The following is an 18627-nucleotide window of genomic DNA, read 5'->3' on the forward strand; positions in this document are numbered from 1 at the left end:
CCCCTCATCAGTGACTCGCAGCGCGCGCCGAAGCGCGGTTCCCTGGAAGAGGCAGGACACCCCGGACCCGGACCCCCGTCCCCGGAAGCCGCACATCGGCCGTCCTGCCCGATCGCCCGCGGGCCCAGCGGCCCGTTTTCCCCCTCAGCACGTAAGGAAGCACCCTCATGCGCGGAGCAGTGATCCATGCCCCCGGCGACGTCCGCTTCGAGACGCTCGCCGACCCGAAGATCCTCGAACCGACCGACGCCATCATCCGCACCGCCGTGACCTGCGTCTGCGGATCGGACCTGTGGCCCTTCCGCGGCCTGGACACGGTCGACGAACCGCACCCGATGGGCCATGAGTACGTCGGCTTCGTCGAGGAGGTCGGCAGCGAGGTCACCGCGGTGCGGCCCGGCCAGTTCGTCGTCGGCTCGTTCGCCACGTCGGACAACACCTGCGCCAACTGCCGCAACGGCTTCCAGTCGAACTGCCTGAACCGTGCGTTCATGGGCACCTGCCAGGCCGACTACGTCCGCATCCCCAACGCCCAGGGCACGCTCGTCGCCACCGACGAGGTCCCGGACGAGAAGTACTGGCCGGGGCTGCTGGCCGTCTCCGACGTGATGGGCACCGGCTGGTGGGCCGCCGACGCCGCGGAGGTGCGGCCCGGCTCGACCGCCGTCGTGGTCGGCGACGGCGCGGTCGGCCTGTGCGCGGTGATCGCCGCCAAGGAGCTGGGCGCCGAGCGCATCATCGCGATGTCCCGGCACGAACCGCGCCAGCGACTCGCCCGCGAGTTCGGCGCCACCGACATCGTCACGGAGCGTGGCGAGGAGGGGGTGGCCCGGATCAAGGAGCTGACCGGTGGCATCGGCGCCGACAGCGTCCTGGAGTGCGTCGGCACCGAACAGTCCATGCAGCAGGCCCTCCACTCGGCTCGGCCCGGCGGCAACGTCGGCTTCGTCGGCGTCCCGCACGACGTCGCCGTCGACGGCCAGCAGCTGTTCTTCTCGCACGTCGGCCTGCGCGGCGGTCCCGCGCCCGTGCGCCGCTACCTGCCGGACCTGATCGACCGCGTCCTGACGGGCGCCATCGACCCCGGCAAGGTCTTCGACCTCACCCTGCCCCTGGACCAGGTCGCCGAGGGCTACAAGGCGATGGACGAGCGACGCGCGATCAAGACCCTCCTCAAGCCGTGACCACCGGGGCGGCCCACGGCCTGCCCCACCCCTCTCCCCCCGACTCCTCTCACGAAGGATTCCCTGTGACCACGTTCGCCGCCGACAGCGCGTGCGCGGCGATGGTCCGCATCTCGCTCGCCCCGGAGAACATCCACGCGGCCCGGCTGATCGTGCCGGGCGCGATCCGCACCGACAGGAACACCCATGGAATTCGTCAAGTCCCAGCCCACCAGCAAGGCCCCCGCCGACTGGTTCACCGGTGATGTCTGGTGGGACGTCGTCGTCGCCGGGCAGGCACCCTCCCGGATGCGGGCGAACCTCGTACGGTTCTCGCCCGGCGCCCGCACCAACTGGCACGCGCACGCCGTCGGCCAGACCCTGCACGTGGTCTCCGGCATCGCCCTCGTCGGGACCCGCGACGGCACGATCCTGGAAGCCCACCCCGGCGAGACCGTCAGCTGCCCGCCCGACGAGGAGCACTGGCACGGCGCCACCGCCGACCGCTTCATGGAACACATCGCCATGTGGGAAGGCACCACGGACGGTTCCCCCGAAACCCGCTGGGCCGAGCCCGTCACGGAGACCCAGTACGGCGGCCCGCGCAGCCGCAACCAGTAGCGGGTTCGCGAAGGGAGCGCGGCGGGGGCAGCGGCCGGACGTGCTCTGTGGCGGCCGGGTGAGCGTGAGAAGAGGTTCGCGCCCACCGACCGCGCGTCGGCGCACGGGCCTTGACCAGCCACGACCCACGCCACGCATCATGTCGAGGTGAGGGCGAGCAGCGGAGAGTCCGTACTGACCAGGGCCGTGCGCATTCTGGAGGCGTTCGATCAGACGGACCCGGTCCTGGGTGTCTCGGAGATCGCTCGGCGGACCGGGCTGCACGTGGCGACGGCCTCCCGGCTGGTGGCCGAGCTCGTCGCGCACGACCTGCTGGTCCGGGAGCCGGACCGGCGGGTCCGGGTGGGCATGCGGTTGTGGGAGCTGGGGACGCGGGCCTCGCCCGCGCTGCGGCTCAGGGTCGTCGCGATGCCCTTCCTCGAAGGGGTCCACGACGTCGTGGGCCAGCACGTGCAGCTCGGCGTGCTCGACGGCGGTGAGGTGCTGTTCGTCGAGCGACTCTCGGCGCCCGGCGCGGTGATCAACTACACGCGGATCGCCGGCCGGCTGCCGCTGCACGTCTCCTCCAGCGGGCTGCTGCTCCTGGCGCACGGACCCGCCGCGTTGCGCGAGCGCGTGCTCTCCGAGCCGTTGCCCCGCTACACCGACAACACCCCCGCCACGGATACGGAGTTGCGGGCCCGGCTCGCGCAGGTGCGCCGGCAGGGATTCTCGTACTGTCCCGGTTTCGTGCACGACGACGCGCTCGGCGTCGCGGCGCCGGTCCGCGACGCCACGGGAACGGTGATCGCCGCCTTCTCCGTGATCGTTCCGAACGAGCCCGGTGCGGCAGCGGTCGTCCCGGTCGTCCGGACAGCCGCGCGCGGGCTCTCCCGGGCCCTCGGGGCGCAAGCCGCTGACGCGCCGCACGACACCGAGAAGCCGGTCTCTCGCTGAGTGAGAATGCCGTCGCGGACGCGGTGGCGCGGCTCGCATGCTTCCCGCAACCCAACGACGGGAGGCGACGACGTGGTTGCTCAGGACACGGCTCAAGGGCTGGTGGTCGCGGCGAGGGAGGACGTGGCCGAGGGCGTGGCCGCTCTCACCCTCGCCCGCTCGGACGGGGCGCGGCTGCCCGACTGGACGCCCGGCGCCCACATCGACCTGGTCCTCCCCGACGGCACGACGCGCCAGTACTCGCTGTGCGGTGACCGCTGGGACGCGTACCGCTACCGCATCGCCGTGCTGCGCGAGCCGGAGGGCCGGGGCGGATCCGCATACGTGCACGACCGGCTGCGTCCCGGTGACCGGGTGGGTGTCGGCGGGCCGCGCAACAACTTCCCTCTCGTACCGGCCGAGACGTACCTGTTCATCGCGGGCGGGATCGGCATCACGCCTCTCGTTCCCATGCTGCACCAGGCGGAACTCGTGGGCGCCGACTGGCAGTTGCTGTACGGCGGGCGGTCCAGGGACTCGATGGCGTTCCGGGACGAGCTCACCTCTGCCTACGGAGGCCGCGTGCACGTCGCCCCGCAGGACGAGACCGGGCTCCTCGATCTGACCCACTGGCTCGGGACTTCGCGCGCGGACTGTCCCGTGTACTGCTGTGGCCCGGGCCCACTCCTGGCTGCCGTCGAGGACGCGGTGCGCGCGACCGGCCGGCCCGGCCACGCCCTGCGCACCGAGCGATTCACCGCCGCCGCGCAGGCGGCACCCGTCCGTGACACGCCCTTCGACGTCGAGCTGCGCCGCAGCGGGACCACCGTGACCGTCCCGCCGGACACGTCGGTGCTCGCGGCCGTCCGGGCCGCGGGCGCGGACGTGCTCTCCTCCTGCGAGCAGGGCACCTGCGGCACCTGCCTGACAACCGTGGTGGAAGGCCGCCCCGACCATCGTGACTCGGTGCTCGCCGACCACGAGCGCGCCACCGGCGACTGCATGCTCCTGTGCGTCTCCCGCTCCTGCGGCGACCGCCTCGTACTCGACCTGTGACCCGTACGCCGCGCGCCCGTACGAGCAACCCGGGCCCAGCCACCTCGGCCGCGGCCTCGGCCTCCGCACCCGCACTCACGTCACAAGGAGCCGCAGTGACACAGCCTTTGGAGCATGCCGTCGGCACCACGCCCGTCAGCGACGCCGACCCGTTCGCCGTCGACGTCCTCCTCGATCCCGAGCCGCTGCAACGCACGCTGCGCGAGACCGGACCGGTGGTCTACCTGAAGCGCTACGGCGTGCACGCGTTCGCCCGCTACGAGCAGGTGCACGCGGCGCTCACCGACTGGCAGAGCTTCGCTTCGGGGGCAGGTGCCGGGCTCGCCAACTTCCACCACGAGAAGCCCTGGCGCCCACCGAGCCTGCTGCTCGAAGCCGATCCGCCGCAGCACGACGCTCCGCGCCGGGTCCTGCGCGAGATCCTCGCCCCGCCCGCGCTTCGACGACTGCGGGCGGACTGGTTCGCTCTCGCGGAGCAGCTCGTGGTGCAGCTCATGGACCAAGTCATGCACGGCCAGGCCGAGTTCGACGCGTTCGCCGAGCTGGCGAGGACGTTCCCGCTGCGGGCGTTCCCCGACGCCGTCGGGCTCGGTCCGCACGGCCGCGAGAACCTGCTGCCCTACGGCAACATGGCGTTCAACGCCTTCGGCCCGCGCAACGAACTCGTCGCAGCGGACCTGCCCCGCATGGGCGCTCTGTCGGCCTGGGTGGGCGCCCAGTGCCGCCGCGAGGCGCTCACGGAGGACGGCTTCGGCGCGCGCATCTGGGCGGCCGCCGACCGCGGCGACATCACCCACGAACAGGCGCCGCTCGTCGTGCGCTCCCTGCTCACCGCCGGCGTCGACACCACCGTGCACGGCCTCGCCGCGTGCCTGTACGCGTTCGCCACGCACCCCGAGGAGTGGCAACGGCTGCGCGAGCGGCCCGAGTTGGTGCAGATGGCGTTCGACGAGGCAGTGCGCTGGCAGTCACCGGTGCAGACCTTCTTCCGTACGGCGACGCGCGACGTCACGATCGCGGGGACGACGGTTCCCCGCGACACCAAGATCCTGATGTTCCTGGGCTCGGCCAACCACGACCCCGAGCGCTGGCACCGGCCCGACCGCTTCGACCTCACCCGCGACCCGTCGGGCCACGTGGGATTCGGCATGGGCCTGCACCAGTGCGTCGGCCAGCACGTGGCCCGGCTGGAGGCGGAGGCGTTGCTCACGGCGCTCGTACGGCGCGTGGAGCACATCGAACTCGCAGGTCCTCCGCGACGGCATCCGAACAACACGCTGCGTTCCTTCACGGCGCTGCCGGTGCGGATACGCGCGGCCAGTCGCACGGCCACGTAGGCGGTGGCGACAGGGGGCGGGCGGCAGAGGGCGGGCGGCAGGGATCCCGCCCGCGGTGGTTGCCCGTCAGGACCGGCGACCACCGCGGCCGGGCACTTTGCTAGTTCGTCGTGTGCGTGGGGTAGACCTCGACGTCGGTGTAGGCACCCTTGATGTCCCCCGCGCCCTCGGGCCACTTCAGGGTGACGGTGTGGGTCTCGTTCGGGGGCGTCACCAGGATCTCGGTCGGGCTGGCGAGGCTGTTGCCGCTGCTGTCGATCGTGTACGCCAGGTCGAAGACGGCCGCGTCACCGGGCTTCAGGACGGTGACGCGCGGCTGGGCGTGGCCACGGGCGATGGGGCTCGTGGTGTGGTCCTCGTCCGTGATGTCGACGCCCGGGAAGCCGGTCGCCGAGCAGGTGGTCGAACCCCGGTTGATCATGGTGATGTTGATCCGGCCTGCCTCCGCGTCGGGCGCGGCGTCCTGGGCGTCGATGGCCAGGTCGGCCGTCTTGCAGAACGTGACCTTCCCGCCGGTCGCCGCCCCGCCGTTCCCGGCGGCTCCCGTCCCGGAGCCCTTCCCGGAGTCGGTCTTCGCGTTGCTGGCCTGCTGACCATTCGAACCGGAGCCGCCGCCCGCCTTCGCCCCGTCGTCCGAGGACGAGGACGAAGAGGACCCCGAGGAAGAAGAGGAGGAAGAGGAGGAAGGCGAGGACGCGGACGATGCGGAACCCTTGGACGCCGAGTCCTTCCCCGAGCCGTCGCCGCCACAGGCGGTGAGCGAAAGGGTGGCGGCGACGCCGACGGCGGCCAGAGCGGCGATTCGGGTGTGCTTCACGGTGTTCCCCCAGAACGAGCGCGGTGCGTGTGGTCGGAAATATTTGTATCTCGCACCGAGTCACAGGCGGTCCCCCGACACGTCTTCGTTCTGTCACAGGGTTCTGCCACAGGCACAAAAGCGCCTCACTGGGCGAGAGCCCCGTCGAGCAGGTCGAGTACCGGACCCCCGGCCAGCCCCAGCACCACCGATCCGGCAGCCGCGGCGTACGCGACCGTCGCCGCCGGTCTGCGTGCGCTCGGCGGCGGAGCCGTGGTCGCGCCCGTGGTGAGCGTGGGGGCGATCCAGCGCAGGTAGTAGAAGAGCGAGGCGACCGTGTTGAGCGCGGCGACGACGGCGAGCCAGGCGTACCCGCCGTCGAGCGCGGCGCTGAACACCTCCAGTTTGCCCAGGAACACGGCGGTGGGCGGGGTTCCGACGAGTCCCAGGAGGCAGATCACGAGCGCGCCCGCAAGCGCCGGGTGGCTGCGGGCCGCGCCGCGGTAGTCGCCGAGGGTGCGCAGCCCGGGCAGCGCGCAGACGACCGCGAAGGCGCCGAGGTTCGTCAGCGCGTATCCGACACAGGCGCCATGGGCGGCGCGTAAGTCTGTTCAGTCGGACTGGAACGTCATGGACCGGTTCACCGGGACCCTGACGCGACTCGGCCCGCCGCCCCGGCCGACCCAAGACGCACGAGTCGCGGGCCGCGTCACTGCGGGAAGCGATCCAGGAACGGCCGACCGTGCACCCGCATCGCCTCGATGGCCCGCTCGCACTCCTCCTCGTCCTCCAGGAGAAGCGCCATCCGGGTGTCCACGTTGTAGATCGTGCCCAGACCCAGATCCGACGCGATCACGACCCAGTTGCCGTCGGTCCCGTCCCACAGGTGGGCGAGCGCTTCGAACTCTTCCGTCATGACGTCACCCCGTCACCCCGTACTCGACCACGGCGAACGCGAGGAACATACCGCCGTTCCCGACCGGGCGATCCGGGACGTCGGCGATGCGCCGAGGCACTGGCCGCACCCACTACTCGGTGATACCGTGTAGTGGTACTCGGTACTACGCAGTACCGACAGTGCCGAGGAGGATCCGCAGTGGACGATCTGACGGAGATGTTGAAAGGCACGCTCGAAGGATGCGTGCTCGAGATCATCAGCACCGAAGAGACCTACGGGTACGCCATCACCCGCCGGCTGAACGACCTCGGCTTCGCCGACGTCGTCGAGGGAACGGTGTACACCATCCTGCTGCGCCTGGAGCGGAACGGACTCGTCCAGGTGACCAAGCGGCCGTCCGGGGTCGGCCCGCCGCGCAAGTTCTACGCGCTCAACGACGCGGGCCGCGAGCACCTCGCAAGCTTCTGGACGAAGTGGCAGTACCTCTCATCGCGCATCAACAAGCTGAAGGAGGGCGGGAGATGAACTTCTGGGAGACCATCACCGGCAGCGATCTCACCAGGGACTGGAAGGCGTTCGAAGTACGGGCCGCGGCCCTGCCCGACGACCACCGGGCCGCATGGGAACAGATCAAGGCCCACCTCTTCCCTCACGGGAACTTCACCGGCCGCAACCTCATGCCGATCCTCGACGCCGCCCTGGGGCTGCTGGAGGAGACATCGGCGGACGGGCAGAGCGTCGACGAGGTGCTCGGCGACGACATCCCGGGCTTCTGCACGGCGCTGGTCGGCGGAGAGGGAGCTCGTACCTATCGCGACCGGTGGCGCGACCAGTTGAACAGGAACGTCGCCAGGAAACTGAGCCGGCTGGGAGGCTGACATGGGCATCCAGGACATCATCGAGGGCAAGAAGCAGTGGCGAGCGCACACCGCTCGGGTCAAGGCGCTCCCGCCGGACTACCAGATCGTCTACAAGGAGATGCAGAAGTACCTGTTCAAGGTCGGGCCGGTCGACCTCTTCGAAGGGGCCCTGCTCTCCGAGATCGTCGACTTCTTCGAGGAGGGCGTCGCCGCGGGCAAAGGGGTGGTGGAACTCATCGGCACGGACGTCGCCGCGTTCTGCGACGACCTGATCAAGGACTCCCGCACCTACGCGGACGTCTACCAGGAGTCCCTCACCAAGGATTCCGGCGCAGCCGAGAAGTAGCGCCCCGCCGCCAGACGCCCTGGACCGCCGCAGATCTGGTCCGCGCCACCCGGCGTACAGGTCTGCGGAGGGCGGGCCATCCACCCGACACGCCCGCAGAGGCTGACGACTGACGTGTAGTCACGGACCGTCGCCCACTCCCCCGGCTCGGGTCAACTCCCTGAATCTTCGACCTCCCGAAGGAAGTCGCCATGCCTTCATCTGTCATGCCCACATCCATATCGAACGGCGGTCACCCGTCCCCGGCGGCCGCGGTCTCCACCGTCGGTCTGCGCAAGTCCTACGGCGACAAGACCGTCCTCGACGGCATCGACCTGCACATCCCGGCCGGCTCCGTCTTCGCCCTCCTCGGGCCGAACGGCGCCGGCAAGACCACCGCCGTCAAGATCCTCTCCACCCTCATCAGGGCCGACGGCGGACAGGCCCAGGTCGCCGGACACGACGTCGCCACCTCGCCCGACGGCGTCCGCGCCGCGATCGGTGTCACCGGCCAGTTCTCCGCCGTCGACGGCCTCATCACCGGCGAGGAGAACATGCTCCTCATGGCCGACCTGCACCACCTGCCCAAGCAGGAAGGCCGCCGCGTCGCCGCCGAACTCCTGACCCGCTTCGACCTCACCGACGCCGCCAAGAAGCCCGCCTCCACCTACTCCGGCGGCATGAAGCGCCGCCTCGACATCGCCATGACCCTGGTCGGCAACCCCCGGATCATCTTCCTCGACGAACCGACCACCGGCCTCGACCCCCGCTCCCGCCACAACATGTGGGGCATCATCCGCGAACTCGTCAACGACGGCGTCACCGTCTTCCTCACCACCCAGTACCTCGAAGAAGCCGACGAACTCGCCGACCGCATCGCCGTGCTCAACGACGGCAAGATCGCCGCCGAAGGCACCGCCGACGAACTCAAGCGCCTCATCCCCGGCGGCCACATCCGGCTCCGCTTCACCGACCCGGCCGCCTACCAGACGGCCGCCGCCACCCTCAGCGACGTCACCCGCGACGACGACGCCCTCGCCCTGCAGATCCCCAGCGACGGCAGCCAGCGCGAACTCCGCTCCATCCTCGACCGGCTCGACGCCGCCGCCATCGAGGCCGACGAACTCACCGTCCACACCCCCGACCTCGACGACGTGTTCTTCGCCCTCACCGGCGGCACCGACCACACCAAGGAGACCGTCCGATGAGTGCCCAGCTCGCCACCGCCCACCGTCCTTCCCGCTTCTCCCTCGCGGTCCGTGACTCGTCCACGATGCTGCGCCGCAACCTCCTGCACGCCCGGCGCTACCCCTCGCTCACCCTGAACCTGCTGCTGACACCGGTCATGCTGCTCCTGCTGTTCGTCTACATCTTCGGCACCGCCATGAGCGGTGGCGCGGGCCGCGACGCCTACATCGCGTACGTCGTCCCGGGCATCCTGCTGATGACCGTCGGCTCCACCGTGGTGGGCACGGCCGTGTCCGTCGCGATGGACATGAGCGAGGGCATCATCGCCCGCTTCCGCACGATGGCCATCCACCGCGGCTCGATCCTCATCGGGCACGTCATCGGCAGCGTGCTCCAGTCCGTCGTCAGCGTGGTGTTCGTGGGCGCCGTCGGCGTCGCCATCGGCTTCCGGTCCACCGACGCCACCGTCCTGGAGTGGGTCGCGGCCTTCGCTCTCCTGGTGCTCTTCGCCACCTCGCTGACCTGGATCGCCGTCGGCATGGGGCTGACCAGCCCGAACGCGGAGGGCGCCAGCAACAACGCGACGCCGCTGATCCTGCTGCCGCTGATCTCCAGCGCGTTCGTCCCGCTGCACTCGATGCCCGGCTGGTTCCAGCCGATCGCCGAGTACCAGCCCTTCACGCCCGCCATCGAGACCCTGCGCGGTCTGCTCCTCGGTACCGAGATCGGCAACAACGGCTGGATCGCCCTCGTCTGGTCCGTGGCGCTCATCTCGCTCGGCTACTTCTGGTCGAAGTCGGTCTTCGACCGCGACCCGAAGTAACCGGGGCGAGGAACCGGTCAGAACCGCAGCTCCCCATGGGCGCCCGCCGGCACGGCGGGCGCCTTCGGCATGACCGGCCTCAACTCCTGGTACGCGGCGCCCTGTTCGGGCCGCGGATCGCTCTCGCCCCGGTTCGGCCAGTACGCCATCGCCCGCTCGGCCTGCGCCGTGATGGTCAGGGACGGGTTGACGCCGAGGTTCGCGGAGACCGCCGAGCCGTCGACGACCGAGATGCCCGGATGGCCGTAGAGCCGGTGGTAGGGGTCGATGACGCCGCTGCGCTCCGAGTCGCCGATGACGCAGCCGCCGAGGAAGTGCGCGGTGAGCGGTTTGCCCAGCAGCTCGCCGAGGTTCGTCCCGGCGAAGCCGTTGATGGACTCGGCGATCAGGCCCGCCGCCTGCCAGCCCTCCGGAATGTGCACGGGGTTGGGCCGCCCGTGCCCCTGCTCCGCGGTGAGCGCGCCCTTCCTGGTGAGGCCGGTGGTGAGCGAGTTGTCGTGGGTCTGCATGACGAGCCCGATGATGGTCCGCTCGGACCAGTGGCGCAGGGCGACCGTCCGGGCGACGAGCACCGGGTGGGAGAGGAACGCGAGGGCGGCGGCCAGGGGCTTGGGCAGGTTCTGCCGGTACTGCGGCACGCAGATCAGGGCCATCAGGTTGGAGCCCTTGCCGTAGCGGACGTTCTCGATGTGGGTGTTCTCGTTCGGGTGGACGGAGGAGGTGATGGCCACGCCCCGGGTGAAGTCGACGTCACGCCGTCCGAGCCGCCGCGGCCAGGTCAACGCCCCTACCAGCGCTTCGGAGTTGGTGCGGGTGAGCACGCCGAGCCGGTCGGACAGGCGGGGCAGGGTGCCGTCGGCCTTCATCCGGTGCAGCAGGGTCTGGGTGCCGTACGTGCCCGCGGCCAGGACCACGCGGCGGGCGCGCAGGACGGTGCGGCGGCCGCGGCGCGGTCTGCCGGTGGGGACGGTCGTGACCTCGTACGTGCCGTCGTCCAGCTCGCGCACCGAGGTGACGGTCGTCAGGGGCCGCACCTCGGCGCCGGCCCGTTCGGCGAGGTGGAGGTAGTTCTCCGTGAGGGTGTTCTTGGCGCCGACACGGCAGCCGGTCATGCAGGAGCCGCATTCGGTGCAGGCGGCGCGGGCGGGCCCGGCGCCACCGAAGTAGGGGTCGCGAACCTCCGTGCCCGGCTCGGCGGTCGTGCCGCCGTCGGCGTCCTTGCCGTCGCCGAAGAAGACGCCGACGGGGGTGAGCCGGAAGGTGTCCTCCGCGCCCATCCGGCCGGCCGCCGCGCGCAGCAGTTCGTCGGCCTCGGTCGTGGTCGGGTTGGTGCGTACGCCGAGCATGCGGCGGGCCTGGTCGTAGTACGGGGCGAGTTCGGTGCGCCAGTCCGTGATGCCCGCCCACTGCCGGTCCCGGAAGAACGCGGGCGGCGGCACGTACAGCGTGTTGGCGTAGTTGAGCGAGCCGCCGCCGACGCCCGCCCCGGCGAGCACCATCACGTTCTTCATGAGGTGGACGCGCTGGATGCCGTACAGGCCGAGGCGGGGTGCCCACAGGTAGTCGCGCAGTTTCAGCGACGTGCGGGGCAGGGTGTCACGGGTGTAGCGGCGGCCCGCCTCCAGCACGCCCACCCGGTAGCCCTTCTCGGTCAGCCGGAGCGCGGAGACGGAGCCGCCGAAGCCGGAGCCGACGACGAGGACGTCGAAGACGTCGACGTCCTGGGTGTCCGCGGTGGCTGCGGTGTCTGTGGTGTCTGCGGTGTCTGCGGTGTCTGCGGTGTCTGTGGGCTCAGGCACCGTACAGCTCCTCGATCTCCCGCTCGTACGCCGCCGTGACGGCCCGCCGTTTGATCTTCAGGGAGGGGGTGAGCAGTCCGTTGTCCTCGGTGAACTCCCCCTCCACCAGGGTGAACTTGCGGATGGACTCGGCTCGCGAGACGGCCTCGTTGGCGTAGTCGACGGCCTGCTGCACGGCCGCGACCATGCGCGGGTCCCGGATCACCTCGGACATCGGGGTGTCGGCGGGGAGTTTGCGCACGGCCAGCCAGTGGGTCACGGACTCGGGTTCGAGGGTGATGACGGCGCCGACGTAGGACCGGTTGTCGCCGACGACGATGCACTGGCCGATCGGCGAGCGGCTGCGCAGCCGGTCCTCCAGGACGGCGGGCGAGACGTTCTTGCCGCCGCTGGTGACGAGGATGTCCTTCTTGCGGCCGGTGATCGCGAGGTAGCCGTCGTCGTCGAGCGCGCCGAGGTCGCCGGTCGCGAACCAGCCGTCGGCGTCGAGGACTTCGGCGGTCGCCGTCTCGTTCTGCCAGTACGCGCCGAAGACGATGCCGCCCCTGACGAGGACCTCGCCGTCGTCGGCGATCCGGATCGTGGTGCCGGGCACGGGCAGGCCGACGGTGCCGGGGCGGGGCCGCAGGGGCGGGGTGATGGTGGCGGCGGCGGTCGTCTCGGTCAGGCCGTAGCCCTCGTAGATGACGATTCCGGCGGTGTAGAAGAACAGGTTGAGGCTGCGGTCGAGCGGGGAGCCGCCGCTGATCGCGTACCGGAGGCGGCCGCCCAGTTCCTTGCGGACGCGGCGGTAGACGAGCAGGTCGTAGAGGCCCGCGGCGAGGGTGAGACCGAGCGAGGGGCCCTTGCCGTTCTTCTCCAGGAAGCGGGCCAGGTGCTCCTCGCCGAACCGCACCGCGATCCGGTCGGCCCGCTCGAAGGAGGCGCCGCGGCCGATCTTCTCGGCGGTGGCCCGGCCGGTCTCGTGGATCTTCTCGAAGAGGTACGGGACGCCGACGACGAACGTCGGCCGGAACGAGCGGAGTTCGGGCCGCAGCTCGTCCGGTTTGATGCTCGGGCAGTGGCCGAGCTCGATCCGGGCGAGCAGGCACGCCACCTGGATGGTGCGGCCCAGGATGTGCGCGAGCGGCAGGAAGAGCAGCGTCGAGGCGGTCTGTCCGGTGATGGCCTTGAAGATGGGGTGGAGCAGTTCGACGGTGTTGGCGGCCTCGGCGTAGAGGTTGCCGTGGGTGAGGACGCAGCCCTTGGGGCGGCCCGTCGTCCCGGAGGTGTAGCAGACGGTGGCGACACTGTCGGGGGTCAGGGCGGCGCGCCGCTTGGTGACCTCCTCGTCGGGGACTTCCCGTCCCGTGGTGGCGAGTTCGAGGACGGCGCCCGCGTCGAGCTGCCACATGCTCGGCCGGTCGGCGTCGGGCAGGGCGGCGAGTCCGGCCGCGGCGGTGGCGACGTTCTCGGGCGTCTCCACGATGAGGATGCGGGCGCCCGAGTCCCGGACGATCCACTCGATCTGCTCGGCCGACGAGGTGGCGTAGATGGGGACGGTCTGGCCGCCGGCCGCCCAGATCGCGAAGTCGAGTACCTGCCATTCGTAGCGGGTCCTGGACATCAGGGCGACCCGTCCGCCCGGTTCGAGTCCGGCGGCGATCAACCCCTTGGCAGCGGCGGTGACTTCACGGGCGAAGGCGGCCGCGGTGACCGGTTTCCACTCGCCGGCCTCCTTGCGCCGCACCACGACGGCGTCCGGTTCCTCCGCGGCGTTCCTGAAGGGGATGTCGGCGGGGGTGGACCCGTCGGCGGGCGGTTCGGCGAGCGGCGCGACGCGCGCCTCGCGGACCACGCCCCGCTCGTCCCTGACGAGTTCGACGGTGGCGCGGTCGGCCAGGTCGCTGCGCTCCCTGGCCCGCTTCAGATCCTTGCGTACGCCCATGACGGCTCCCGGTCGCGCGGCGGCACGTGCTGGTACTTACTCGGGGGTCAACTTACCGACGCGTAAGGAAAATTCAATGGGTCGTACGGGAATTGGTCCGCGGCCGACGCGGCAGGTCACGCCTGCGGCAGCCACGCCTCGCCGTCGAGCACGTCGCGCATGCCCACCCACACCATGTTCATCAGGCGCAGGGTGATGCCCTCCGGGGACTGGTCGGGGTTGCGCTCCATCCAGTCGGTGAGCGAGTCCGCCGCGCCCACCAGCGCGTGGGCGACGAAGTCGGCGTCCTGGTCGCCCAGCCGGGAGCCGCGGCCGCTGTCCGAGATGCCGTCCCTGATCAGCCCGGCGACCTCGCCCATCACCGCGCGCCGCGCCTCGGCGACGGCGTCGGCGATGGCCTCGCTCAGCTCGGAGGCCTGCCGGTGCAGGACCACCCAGCTGTCGCGGTGCGCGGCGACGAACGCGAAGAAGGCCGAAAGTCCTGCGTAGAGCCGGAGTTCGGGCGCGGCTCCGGCGCCGCGCGCGGCCTCCTGGAAGGCGCTGACGAGCCGCTCGGCCTCGCGCCGCAGGCAGGCGAGGAAGAGCCCTTCCTTGGAATCCAGGTACAGATAGACCATCGGCTTGGAGATCCCGGCGAGTTCGGCGATCTCGTCGACCGAGGCCGCGTGGTAGCCGCGCTTGGCGAAGACCCGGACCGCCACGTCGATGATCTGCTGCTCGCGCACTTGTCGCGGCACGCGCTTCCGGCGCCCCGCCGTGCGCCCTTGAGCTGCTCCCGATGTCCCCGTCACCCTTGTCAGCCTACCTACGTCGCCGTAACCTTACCAATCAGTAAGTTTACTAAACAGTAAGGAGTATGGGCATGAGCGGTGCCGACGAGATCGCGGCCCTCGACTTCGCGAGCGTCACGCCCGAGGAGTTCGCGCGGATCGTGAAGGGCCTGTCCGCGAAGGAGATCAGCACGATCGCGCAGGACGGCGCGCTGCGCACCCGCATCCTGAAGGAGGTCTTCGGGCGCATGGAGCGGCAGTTCAAGCCGGATGTCGCCGGCTCCCTCGAAGCGGTCGTCCGCTGGAAGATCACCGGCCAGGGCGACAACCCCGAGGTGGTCTACGAGACGCGGATCAGCGGCGGCACGTGCACGGTCACCGAGGGCCGCTCGGAAGGCGAGCCGCGGGTCACGCTCGTCATGGGCGACGCGGAGTTCCTCAAGCTGGTGTCGGGCAACTCCTCGCCCGTCACGATGTTCATGATGCGCAAGGTGAAGATCGCGGGCGATGTGGCGCTCGCGTCCGGCCTGACCCGCTACTTCGACATTCCCAAGGCGTGAGGGGAGGCTTCCGTCCGTCATGGCTTTCTCTCTTGAACTGAGCGAAGAACAGCGGGACCTGCGCGACTGGGTGCACGGTTTCGCGGTGGACGTGGTGCGTCCCGCGGCCGCCGAGTGGGACGAGCGCGAGGAGACGCCCTGGCCGGTGATCCGGGAGGCCGCGAAGATCGGCCTGTACGGATTCGAGTCGCTCGCCGAGCTGTTCGGCGACCCGAGCGGCATCTCGCTCCAGATCGCCAACGAGGAGCTGTTCTGGGGCGACGCGGGCATCGGCATGGCCCTGTTCGGCACGTCGCTCGCGGTGGCCGGGATCTTCGCCTCCGGCACGCCCGACCAGCTGGCCGAGTGGGTGCCGCAGTGCTTCGGCGACGAGGCGGACCCGAAGGTGGCCGCGTTCTGCGTGTCCGAGCCGCAGGCCGGTTCGGACGTCGCGGCGATGCGGACGCGGGCGCGGTACGACGAGGCCAGGGACGAGTGGGTGCTGTCCGGCCAGAAGGCCTGGATCACCAACGGCGGCATCGCGAACGTGCACGTCGTCGTCGCGTCCGTCGATCCCGCCCTGGGCTCCCGCGGACAGGCGGCGTTCGTCGTGCCGCCGGGCACCGCGGGCCTCGAAGGCGCCAAGAAGATACGGAAGCTGGGACTGCGGGCGTCCCACACGGCCGACGTCTTCCTCGACGACGTCCGCGTCCCCGGCCACTGCCTGCTCGGCGGCAAGGAGAAGCTCGACGCGCGGCTCGCCCGCGCCCGGGAGGGCACCGCGGGCGGCCGCGGCCAGGCCGCGATGTCCACCTTCGAGGTGAGCCGGCCGACCGTGGGCGCGCAGGCGCTCGGGATCGCCAGGGCCGCCTACGAGTACGCGCTGGAGTACGCGGGCGACCGGGAGGCGTTCGGCCGCCCCATCATCGAGAACCAGGCGATCGCGTTCGCCCTCGCGGACCTGCGGACCGAGATCGAGGCGTGCCGGCTGCTCATCTGGCAGGCGGCGTGGATGGCCCGCAACGACAAGGTCTTCGACGCGGGGCAGGGCTCCATGTCGAAGCTGCGGGCCGGTGAACTGGCCGTTGCCGCCAGCGAGAAGGCGATTCAGGTGCTGGGCGGCGCCGGGTACAGCCGGGAGCATCCGGTGGAGCGGATGTACCGGGACGCGAAGATCTACACGATCTTCGAGGGCACCAGCGAGATCCAGCGTCTGGTGATCGCGCGGGCCATCTCGGGGCGGCAGATTCGCTGAGGGGGCCGTGGGGCGCGTTAGTCGGGTGCGGGTGCGGGTGCGGGTGCGGGTGCGGGTGCGGGCGGTGGGGCTTCTCGCGCCGTTCCCCGCGCCCCTGGGCGTGTGCCGGGTGGCGGCCGGTTCTTCGAGTGCGGGGATCGTCGTGGTCGGTCGCGCCGTTCCCCGCGCCCCTGGGTGTGTGCCGGGTGGCGGCCGGTTCTTCGAGTGCGGGTCCGTCGTGGCCTGTCGCGCAGTTCCCCGCGCCCCTGAAGGCAACCGCCGGGGAGAGGTCTGGCGGGAGGGGCACGAACGTGACGGGGCCGGACCGGGCCAGCGGCCTCGGCAGTCTGCTGGACGAGCTCGCCGCCGCCGGCGGGGCGCACGTCCGGCACGGGCTCCTGTCCGCGCCGCCCGACCCGGCGACGTGGCTGGAGCACGGCCTGGGCGCGGGTCGACACCCACGTCCAGCCGCCGACCCCGCTCCCCCGGATCCGGGCCGGTCTCGAGCCCGTCGCCGCGTCCGAGGCGACCGCCCACCTGACGAGGTTCGCCTCGACGTCCCGGGTGGTCGCCGAGCTCGGGCCGACGGCCCGCTCGTACGGCCTGACGGGCTGCACGGTCGACGGCCTGGTCGCGGGCACCGACGGCACCCGCTTCGGACGGGGGTGCGGCGGGCCGCCTACTGCCGCAGCTGGTCCGCCTGCCGCACCGACTTCGCCAACGCGCGCACGTCCGAGTCCTCGGTCTCGTCCGCCAACGCGCCCACGTAGGCCGAGAGTTGACCGAGCGACGGCTCGCCGGGGAACGGCTCGTCCGACGCCCCGCCCAGGCGGTGGGCGAAGTAGGCCGCGGCGGCCGAGACGCGCAGGCGCGGTGTCGTGCCGTGCGACCACAGGGAGCCGTCGAGCGCGGAGACCGCGACCGAGCCGGACTGCTCGCGGGGCGCGCGGCTCGACGGGTCGAGCCAGCGCACCGTGGCCCTGGCCACCTCGCCCTCCGCGCCGTCGCGCAGCTTGACCGCGTAGAGCGCCGTCACGGTGTGGCCCGGGCCGATCTCGCCGCCGTCGACCCGGTCGTCGCGGAAGTCGTCGTTCGCGACGCGCCGGTCGTCGTAGCCGAGGAGCTTGAACTCGGAGACCGCGTCCCGGTCGAAGACGACCTGCGCCTTGGCGTCCCGCGCCCGCAACTCGACGTTCGCGGGCAGCTGTTGGACGAAGACCTTGCGGGCGTCCGAGGGCGACGAGACGTACGTGGTGTTGCCGTCGCCCTTGTTCGTGAGCTGCTCCATCAGCGCGTCGCCGTAGTCACTGCCGACGCCGACCCCGAAGAGGGTGATGCCGTGGTCGCGGCGGGCCTTCGCGATGCGTTCGAGGATCGAGTCGGCGTCCGTGTCACCGGTGTTGGCGAGGGCGTCGGAGAGCAGGACGACCCGGTTCGTGGCGCCGGACCTGGCGCCCTCGACGGCGGTCGCGTAGCCGGTGCGGATGCCCGCGCCCAGGTTGGTGGAGTCGGTGGGTTCGAGGGTGTCGACCGCGTTCCTGACGCGCTCGCGGACCTCGCCGCCCGGCCGCCCGAGCCGGGTCATCGGGAGGACCGTCCTGGCCTCGTCGCTGAAGGTGACCAGGGCGATCGAGTCGTCGGCGCGGAGCTGCCCGGTGAGCGTCGACAGGGACGTCTTGACCAGGTCGAGGCGGCCCGGCTCGCCCATCGAGCCGGAGATGTCGATGACGAACGTGAGGGCCGCGGGCGGCCGTTCCCCGGACGCCGGGGCCTGCGCCGTCGCGAGGCCGACCCGCATCAGGCGCCAGCCGTCCTCGCCGGTGCGGGCGCCGTCCACGGTCACCGAGAAGCCGTTGCCCTCGGGGCGCGGGTAGTTCTGCCGGAAGCTGTTGACGAACTCCTCGGGCCGCACCGTCCCCGGCTCCGGCAGCCGCCCCTCGTCGAGGGTGCGGCGCGCGTACCCGTACGAGGCGGTGTCGACGTCCAGGGCGAACGTCGACCGGTAGTCGGGCGCGGCCTCCTCCTTCCCCGCGCTCGGGGCGACGGAGGCCGCGGGCTCGTCGGCGGCCCGCGGACCGCGCGCCTTGCTGCCCGAGCTGTCCGAGCTGTCCGAGCTGCCGCCCGGCCCGCCGCAGCCCGTCAGCAGCAGCCCGCCGACGAGCCCCGCGGCGAGCAGCGCCCCGCCGCGGCGGCGCAGCCGCCCCCGTATCCGCATCCCCGTGCCGTCCGGACCGATCCCCATGCCCGCCCCTCCCACCGCGTCACGCGCCGGTGGTACCGGCGCCTTGTGACTGTGACGCGCGGGGCGCCCCGAGTGTTCGACCCGAGCGATTGCGCCTTGGCCTCAAAGCGGTTACGGGGGAAGGCAGTTGTGAC

At 71.4% G+C, this 18627-nt stretch carries 19 protein-coding genes and 1 pseudogene; 13 read left to right on the forward strand and 7 right to left on the reverse strand.

Annotated elements, in window-relative coordinates; genetic code table 11:
* Window positions 1–167 precede the first annotated feature (167 nt).
* From RBJ77_RS51910 to RBJ77_RS51935, 6 genes are all read left to right on the forward strand, one after another.
* Window positions 168–1184, forward strand: a complete 1017-nt coding sequence (locus tag RBJ77_RS51910) for a zinc-dependent alcohol dehydrogenase family protein (RefSeq protein ID WP_372351341.1) — start codon at window positions 168–170, stop codon at window positions 1182–1184.
* 65 nt (window positions 1185–1249) lie between these two features.
* Entirely contained in the window at window positions 1250–1429 is a 180-nt protein-coding gene (locus RBJ77_RS51915) for a hypothetical protein (protein ID WP_372351342.1), read from the forward strand.
* Window positions 1371–1784 carry a cupin domain-containing protein gene (locus RBJ77_RS51920; RefSeq protein WP_372351343.1) on the forward strand — a complete coding sequence of 138 codons (414 nt, stop codon included), beginning with the start codon at window positions 1371–1373 and terminating at the stop codon, window positions 1782–1784. Before RBJ77_RS51915 ends, RBJ77_RS51920 begins: the two co-directional genes overlap by 59 nt.
* 147 nt (window positions 1785–1931) lie before the next feature.
* The gene (locus RBJ77_RS51925) at window positions 1932–2720 is read left to right on the forward strand and encodes an IclR family transcriptional regulator (protein ID WP_372351344.1); all 789 of its coding nucleotides are present in this window, start codon (window positions 1932–1934) and stop codon (window positions 2718–2720) included.
* A 72-nt stretch (window positions 2721–2792) separates the two neighbouring features.
* Complete coding sequence (locus tag RBJ77_RS51930; RefSeq protein ID WP_372351345.1) at window positions 2793–3755, forward strand: 2Fe-2S iron-sulfur cluster-binding protein; 963 nt, start codon at window positions 2793–2795, stop codon at window positions 3753–3755.
* A 95-nt stretch (window positions 3756–3850) separates the two neighbouring features.
* Entirely contained in the window at window positions 3851–5092 is a 1242-nt protein-coding gene (locus tag RBJ77_RS51935) for a cytochrome P450 (RefSeq protein WP_372351346.1), read from the forward strand.
* 100 nt (window positions 5093–5192) lie between these two features.
* On the opposite strand, the gene RBJ77_RS51940 is transcribed toward RBJ77_RS51935, so the two are convergent.
* The 3 genes and pseudogenes from RBJ77_RS51940 to RBJ77_RS51950 form a co-directional block, all read right to left on the reverse strand.
* Window positions 5193–5909, reverse strand: coding sequence for a DUF4232 domain-containing protein (locus tag RBJ77_RS51940; protein WP_372351347.1), 717 nt, complete (start codon window positions 5907–5909; stop codon window positions 5193–5195).
* Between the two features lie 125 nt (window positions 5910–6034).
* Window positions 6035–6463 (reverse strand): annotated as a pseudogene (locus tag RBJ77_RS51945) (proton-conducting transporter membrane subunit); the annotation flags it as partial.
* A gap of 134 nt (window positions 6464–6597) precedes the next feature.
* Window positions 6598–6804, reverse strand: a complete 207-nt coding sequence (locus RBJ77_RS51950) for a hypothetical protein (protein WP_372351348.1) — start codon at window positions 6802–6804, stop codon at window positions 6598–6600.
* Window positions 6805–6984: 180 nt separating this feature from the next.
* On the opposite strand from RBJ77_RS51950, the gene RBJ77_RS51955 reads away from it, so the two are divergent.
* The 5 genes from RBJ77_RS51955 (at window position 6985) to RBJ77_RS51975 (ending at window position 9982) form a co-directional block, all read left to right on the forward strand.
* Window positions 6985–7311, forward strand: coding sequence for a PadR family transcriptional regulator (locus tag RBJ77_RS51955; protein WP_372351349.1), 327 nt, complete (start codon window positions 6985–6987; stop codon window positions 7309–7311).
* The gene (locus tag RBJ77_RS51960) at window positions 7308–7664 is read left to right on the forward strand and encodes a DUF1048 domain-containing protein (RefSeq protein ID WP_372351350.1); all 357 of its coding nucleotides are present in this window, start codon (window positions 7308–7310) and stop codon (window positions 7662–7664) included. The genes RBJ77_RS51955 and RBJ77_RS51960 overlap by 4 nt, the downstream gene beginning before the upstream one ends.
* 1 nt (window position 7665) lies before the next feature.
* A complete protein-coding gene (locus RBJ77_RS51965) occupies window positions 7666–7992 on the forward strand; it encodes a DUF1048 domain-containing protein (RefSeq protein WP_372351351.1) in 327 nt (108 codons plus the stop codon).
* A gap of 206 nt (window positions 7993–8198) precedes the next feature.
* Window positions 8199–9179 carry an ATP-binding cassette domain-containing protein gene (locus RBJ77_RS51970; RefSeq protein ID WP_372351352.1) on the forward strand — a complete coding sequence of 327 codons (981 nt, stop codon included), beginning with the start codon at window positions 8199–8201 and terminating at the stop codon, window positions 9177–9179.
* Complete coding sequence (locus RBJ77_RS51975) at window positions 9176–9982, forward strand: ABC transporter permease (protein ID WP_372351353.1); 807 nt, start codon at window positions 9176–9178, stop codon at window positions 9980–9982. The genes RBJ77_RS51970 and RBJ77_RS51975 overlap by 4 nt, the downstream gene beginning before the upstream one ends.
* A 17-nt stretch (window positions 9983–9999) precedes the next feature.
* Here RBJ77_RS51975 and RBJ77_RS51980 read toward each other — a convergent pair whose 3' ends face one another.
* The 3 genes from RBJ77_RS51980 to RBJ77_RS51990 form a co-directional block, all read right to left on the reverse strand.
* Entirely contained in the window at window positions 10000–11781 is a 1782-nt protein-coding gene (locus RBJ77_RS51980) for a GMC family oxidoreductase N-terminal domain-containing protein (RefSeq protein WP_372351354.1), read from the reverse strand.
* Complete coding sequence (locus RBJ77_RS51985) at window positions 11774–13708, reverse strand: long-chain fatty acid--CoA ligase (RefSeq protein WP_372351355.1); 1935 nt, start codon at window positions 13706–13708, stop codon at window positions 11774–11776. The genes RBJ77_RS51980 and RBJ77_RS51985 overlap by 8 nt, the downstream gene beginning before the upstream one ends.
* A gap of 116 nt (window positions 13709–13824) precedes the next feature.
* Window positions 13825–14445 (reverse strand): TetR/AcrR family transcriptional regulator, encoded by a 621-nt coding sequence (locus tag RBJ77_RS51990; RefSeq protein ID WP_372351356.1) that lies wholly within the window; start codon window positions 14443–14445, stop codon window positions 13825–13827.
* Between the two features lie 125 nt (window positions 14446–14570).
* On the opposite strand from RBJ77_RS51990, the gene RBJ77_RS51995 reads away from it, so the two are divergent.
* Together RBJ77_RS51995 and RBJ77_RS52000 are read left to right on the forward strand one after the other, a co-directional pair.
* Window positions 14571–15038: an SCP2 sterol-binding domain-containing protein gene (locus RBJ77_RS51995; protein ID WP_372351357.1), complete on the forward strand. Its 468-nt coding sequence runs from the start codon at window positions 14571–14573 to the stop codon at window positions 15036–15038.
* Between the two features lie 19 nt (window positions 15039–15057).
* A complete protein-coding gene (locus RBJ77_RS52000; protein WP_372351358.1) occupies window positions 15058–16272 on the forward strand; it encodes an acyl-CoA dehydrogenase family protein in 1215 nt (404 codons plus the stop codon).
* A 658-nt stretch (window positions 16273–16930) separates the two neighbouring features.
* On the opposite strand, the gene RBJ77_RS52005 is transcribed toward RBJ77_RS52000, so the two are convergent.
* Window positions 16931–18493: a von Willebrand factor type A domain-containing protein gene (locus RBJ77_RS52005; protein WP_372351359.1), complete on the reverse strand. Its 1563-nt coding sequence runs from the start codon at window positions 18491–18493 to the stop codon at window positions 16931–16933.
* Between the last annotated feature and the right edge of the window lie 134 nt (window positions 18494–18627).

The organism is Streptomyces sp. KL116D (assembly GCF_030766975.1).
GTDB classification, from domain to species: Bacteria; Actinomycetota; Actinomycetes; order Streptomycetales; family Streptomycetaceae; genus Streptomyces; species Streptomyces longispororuber_A.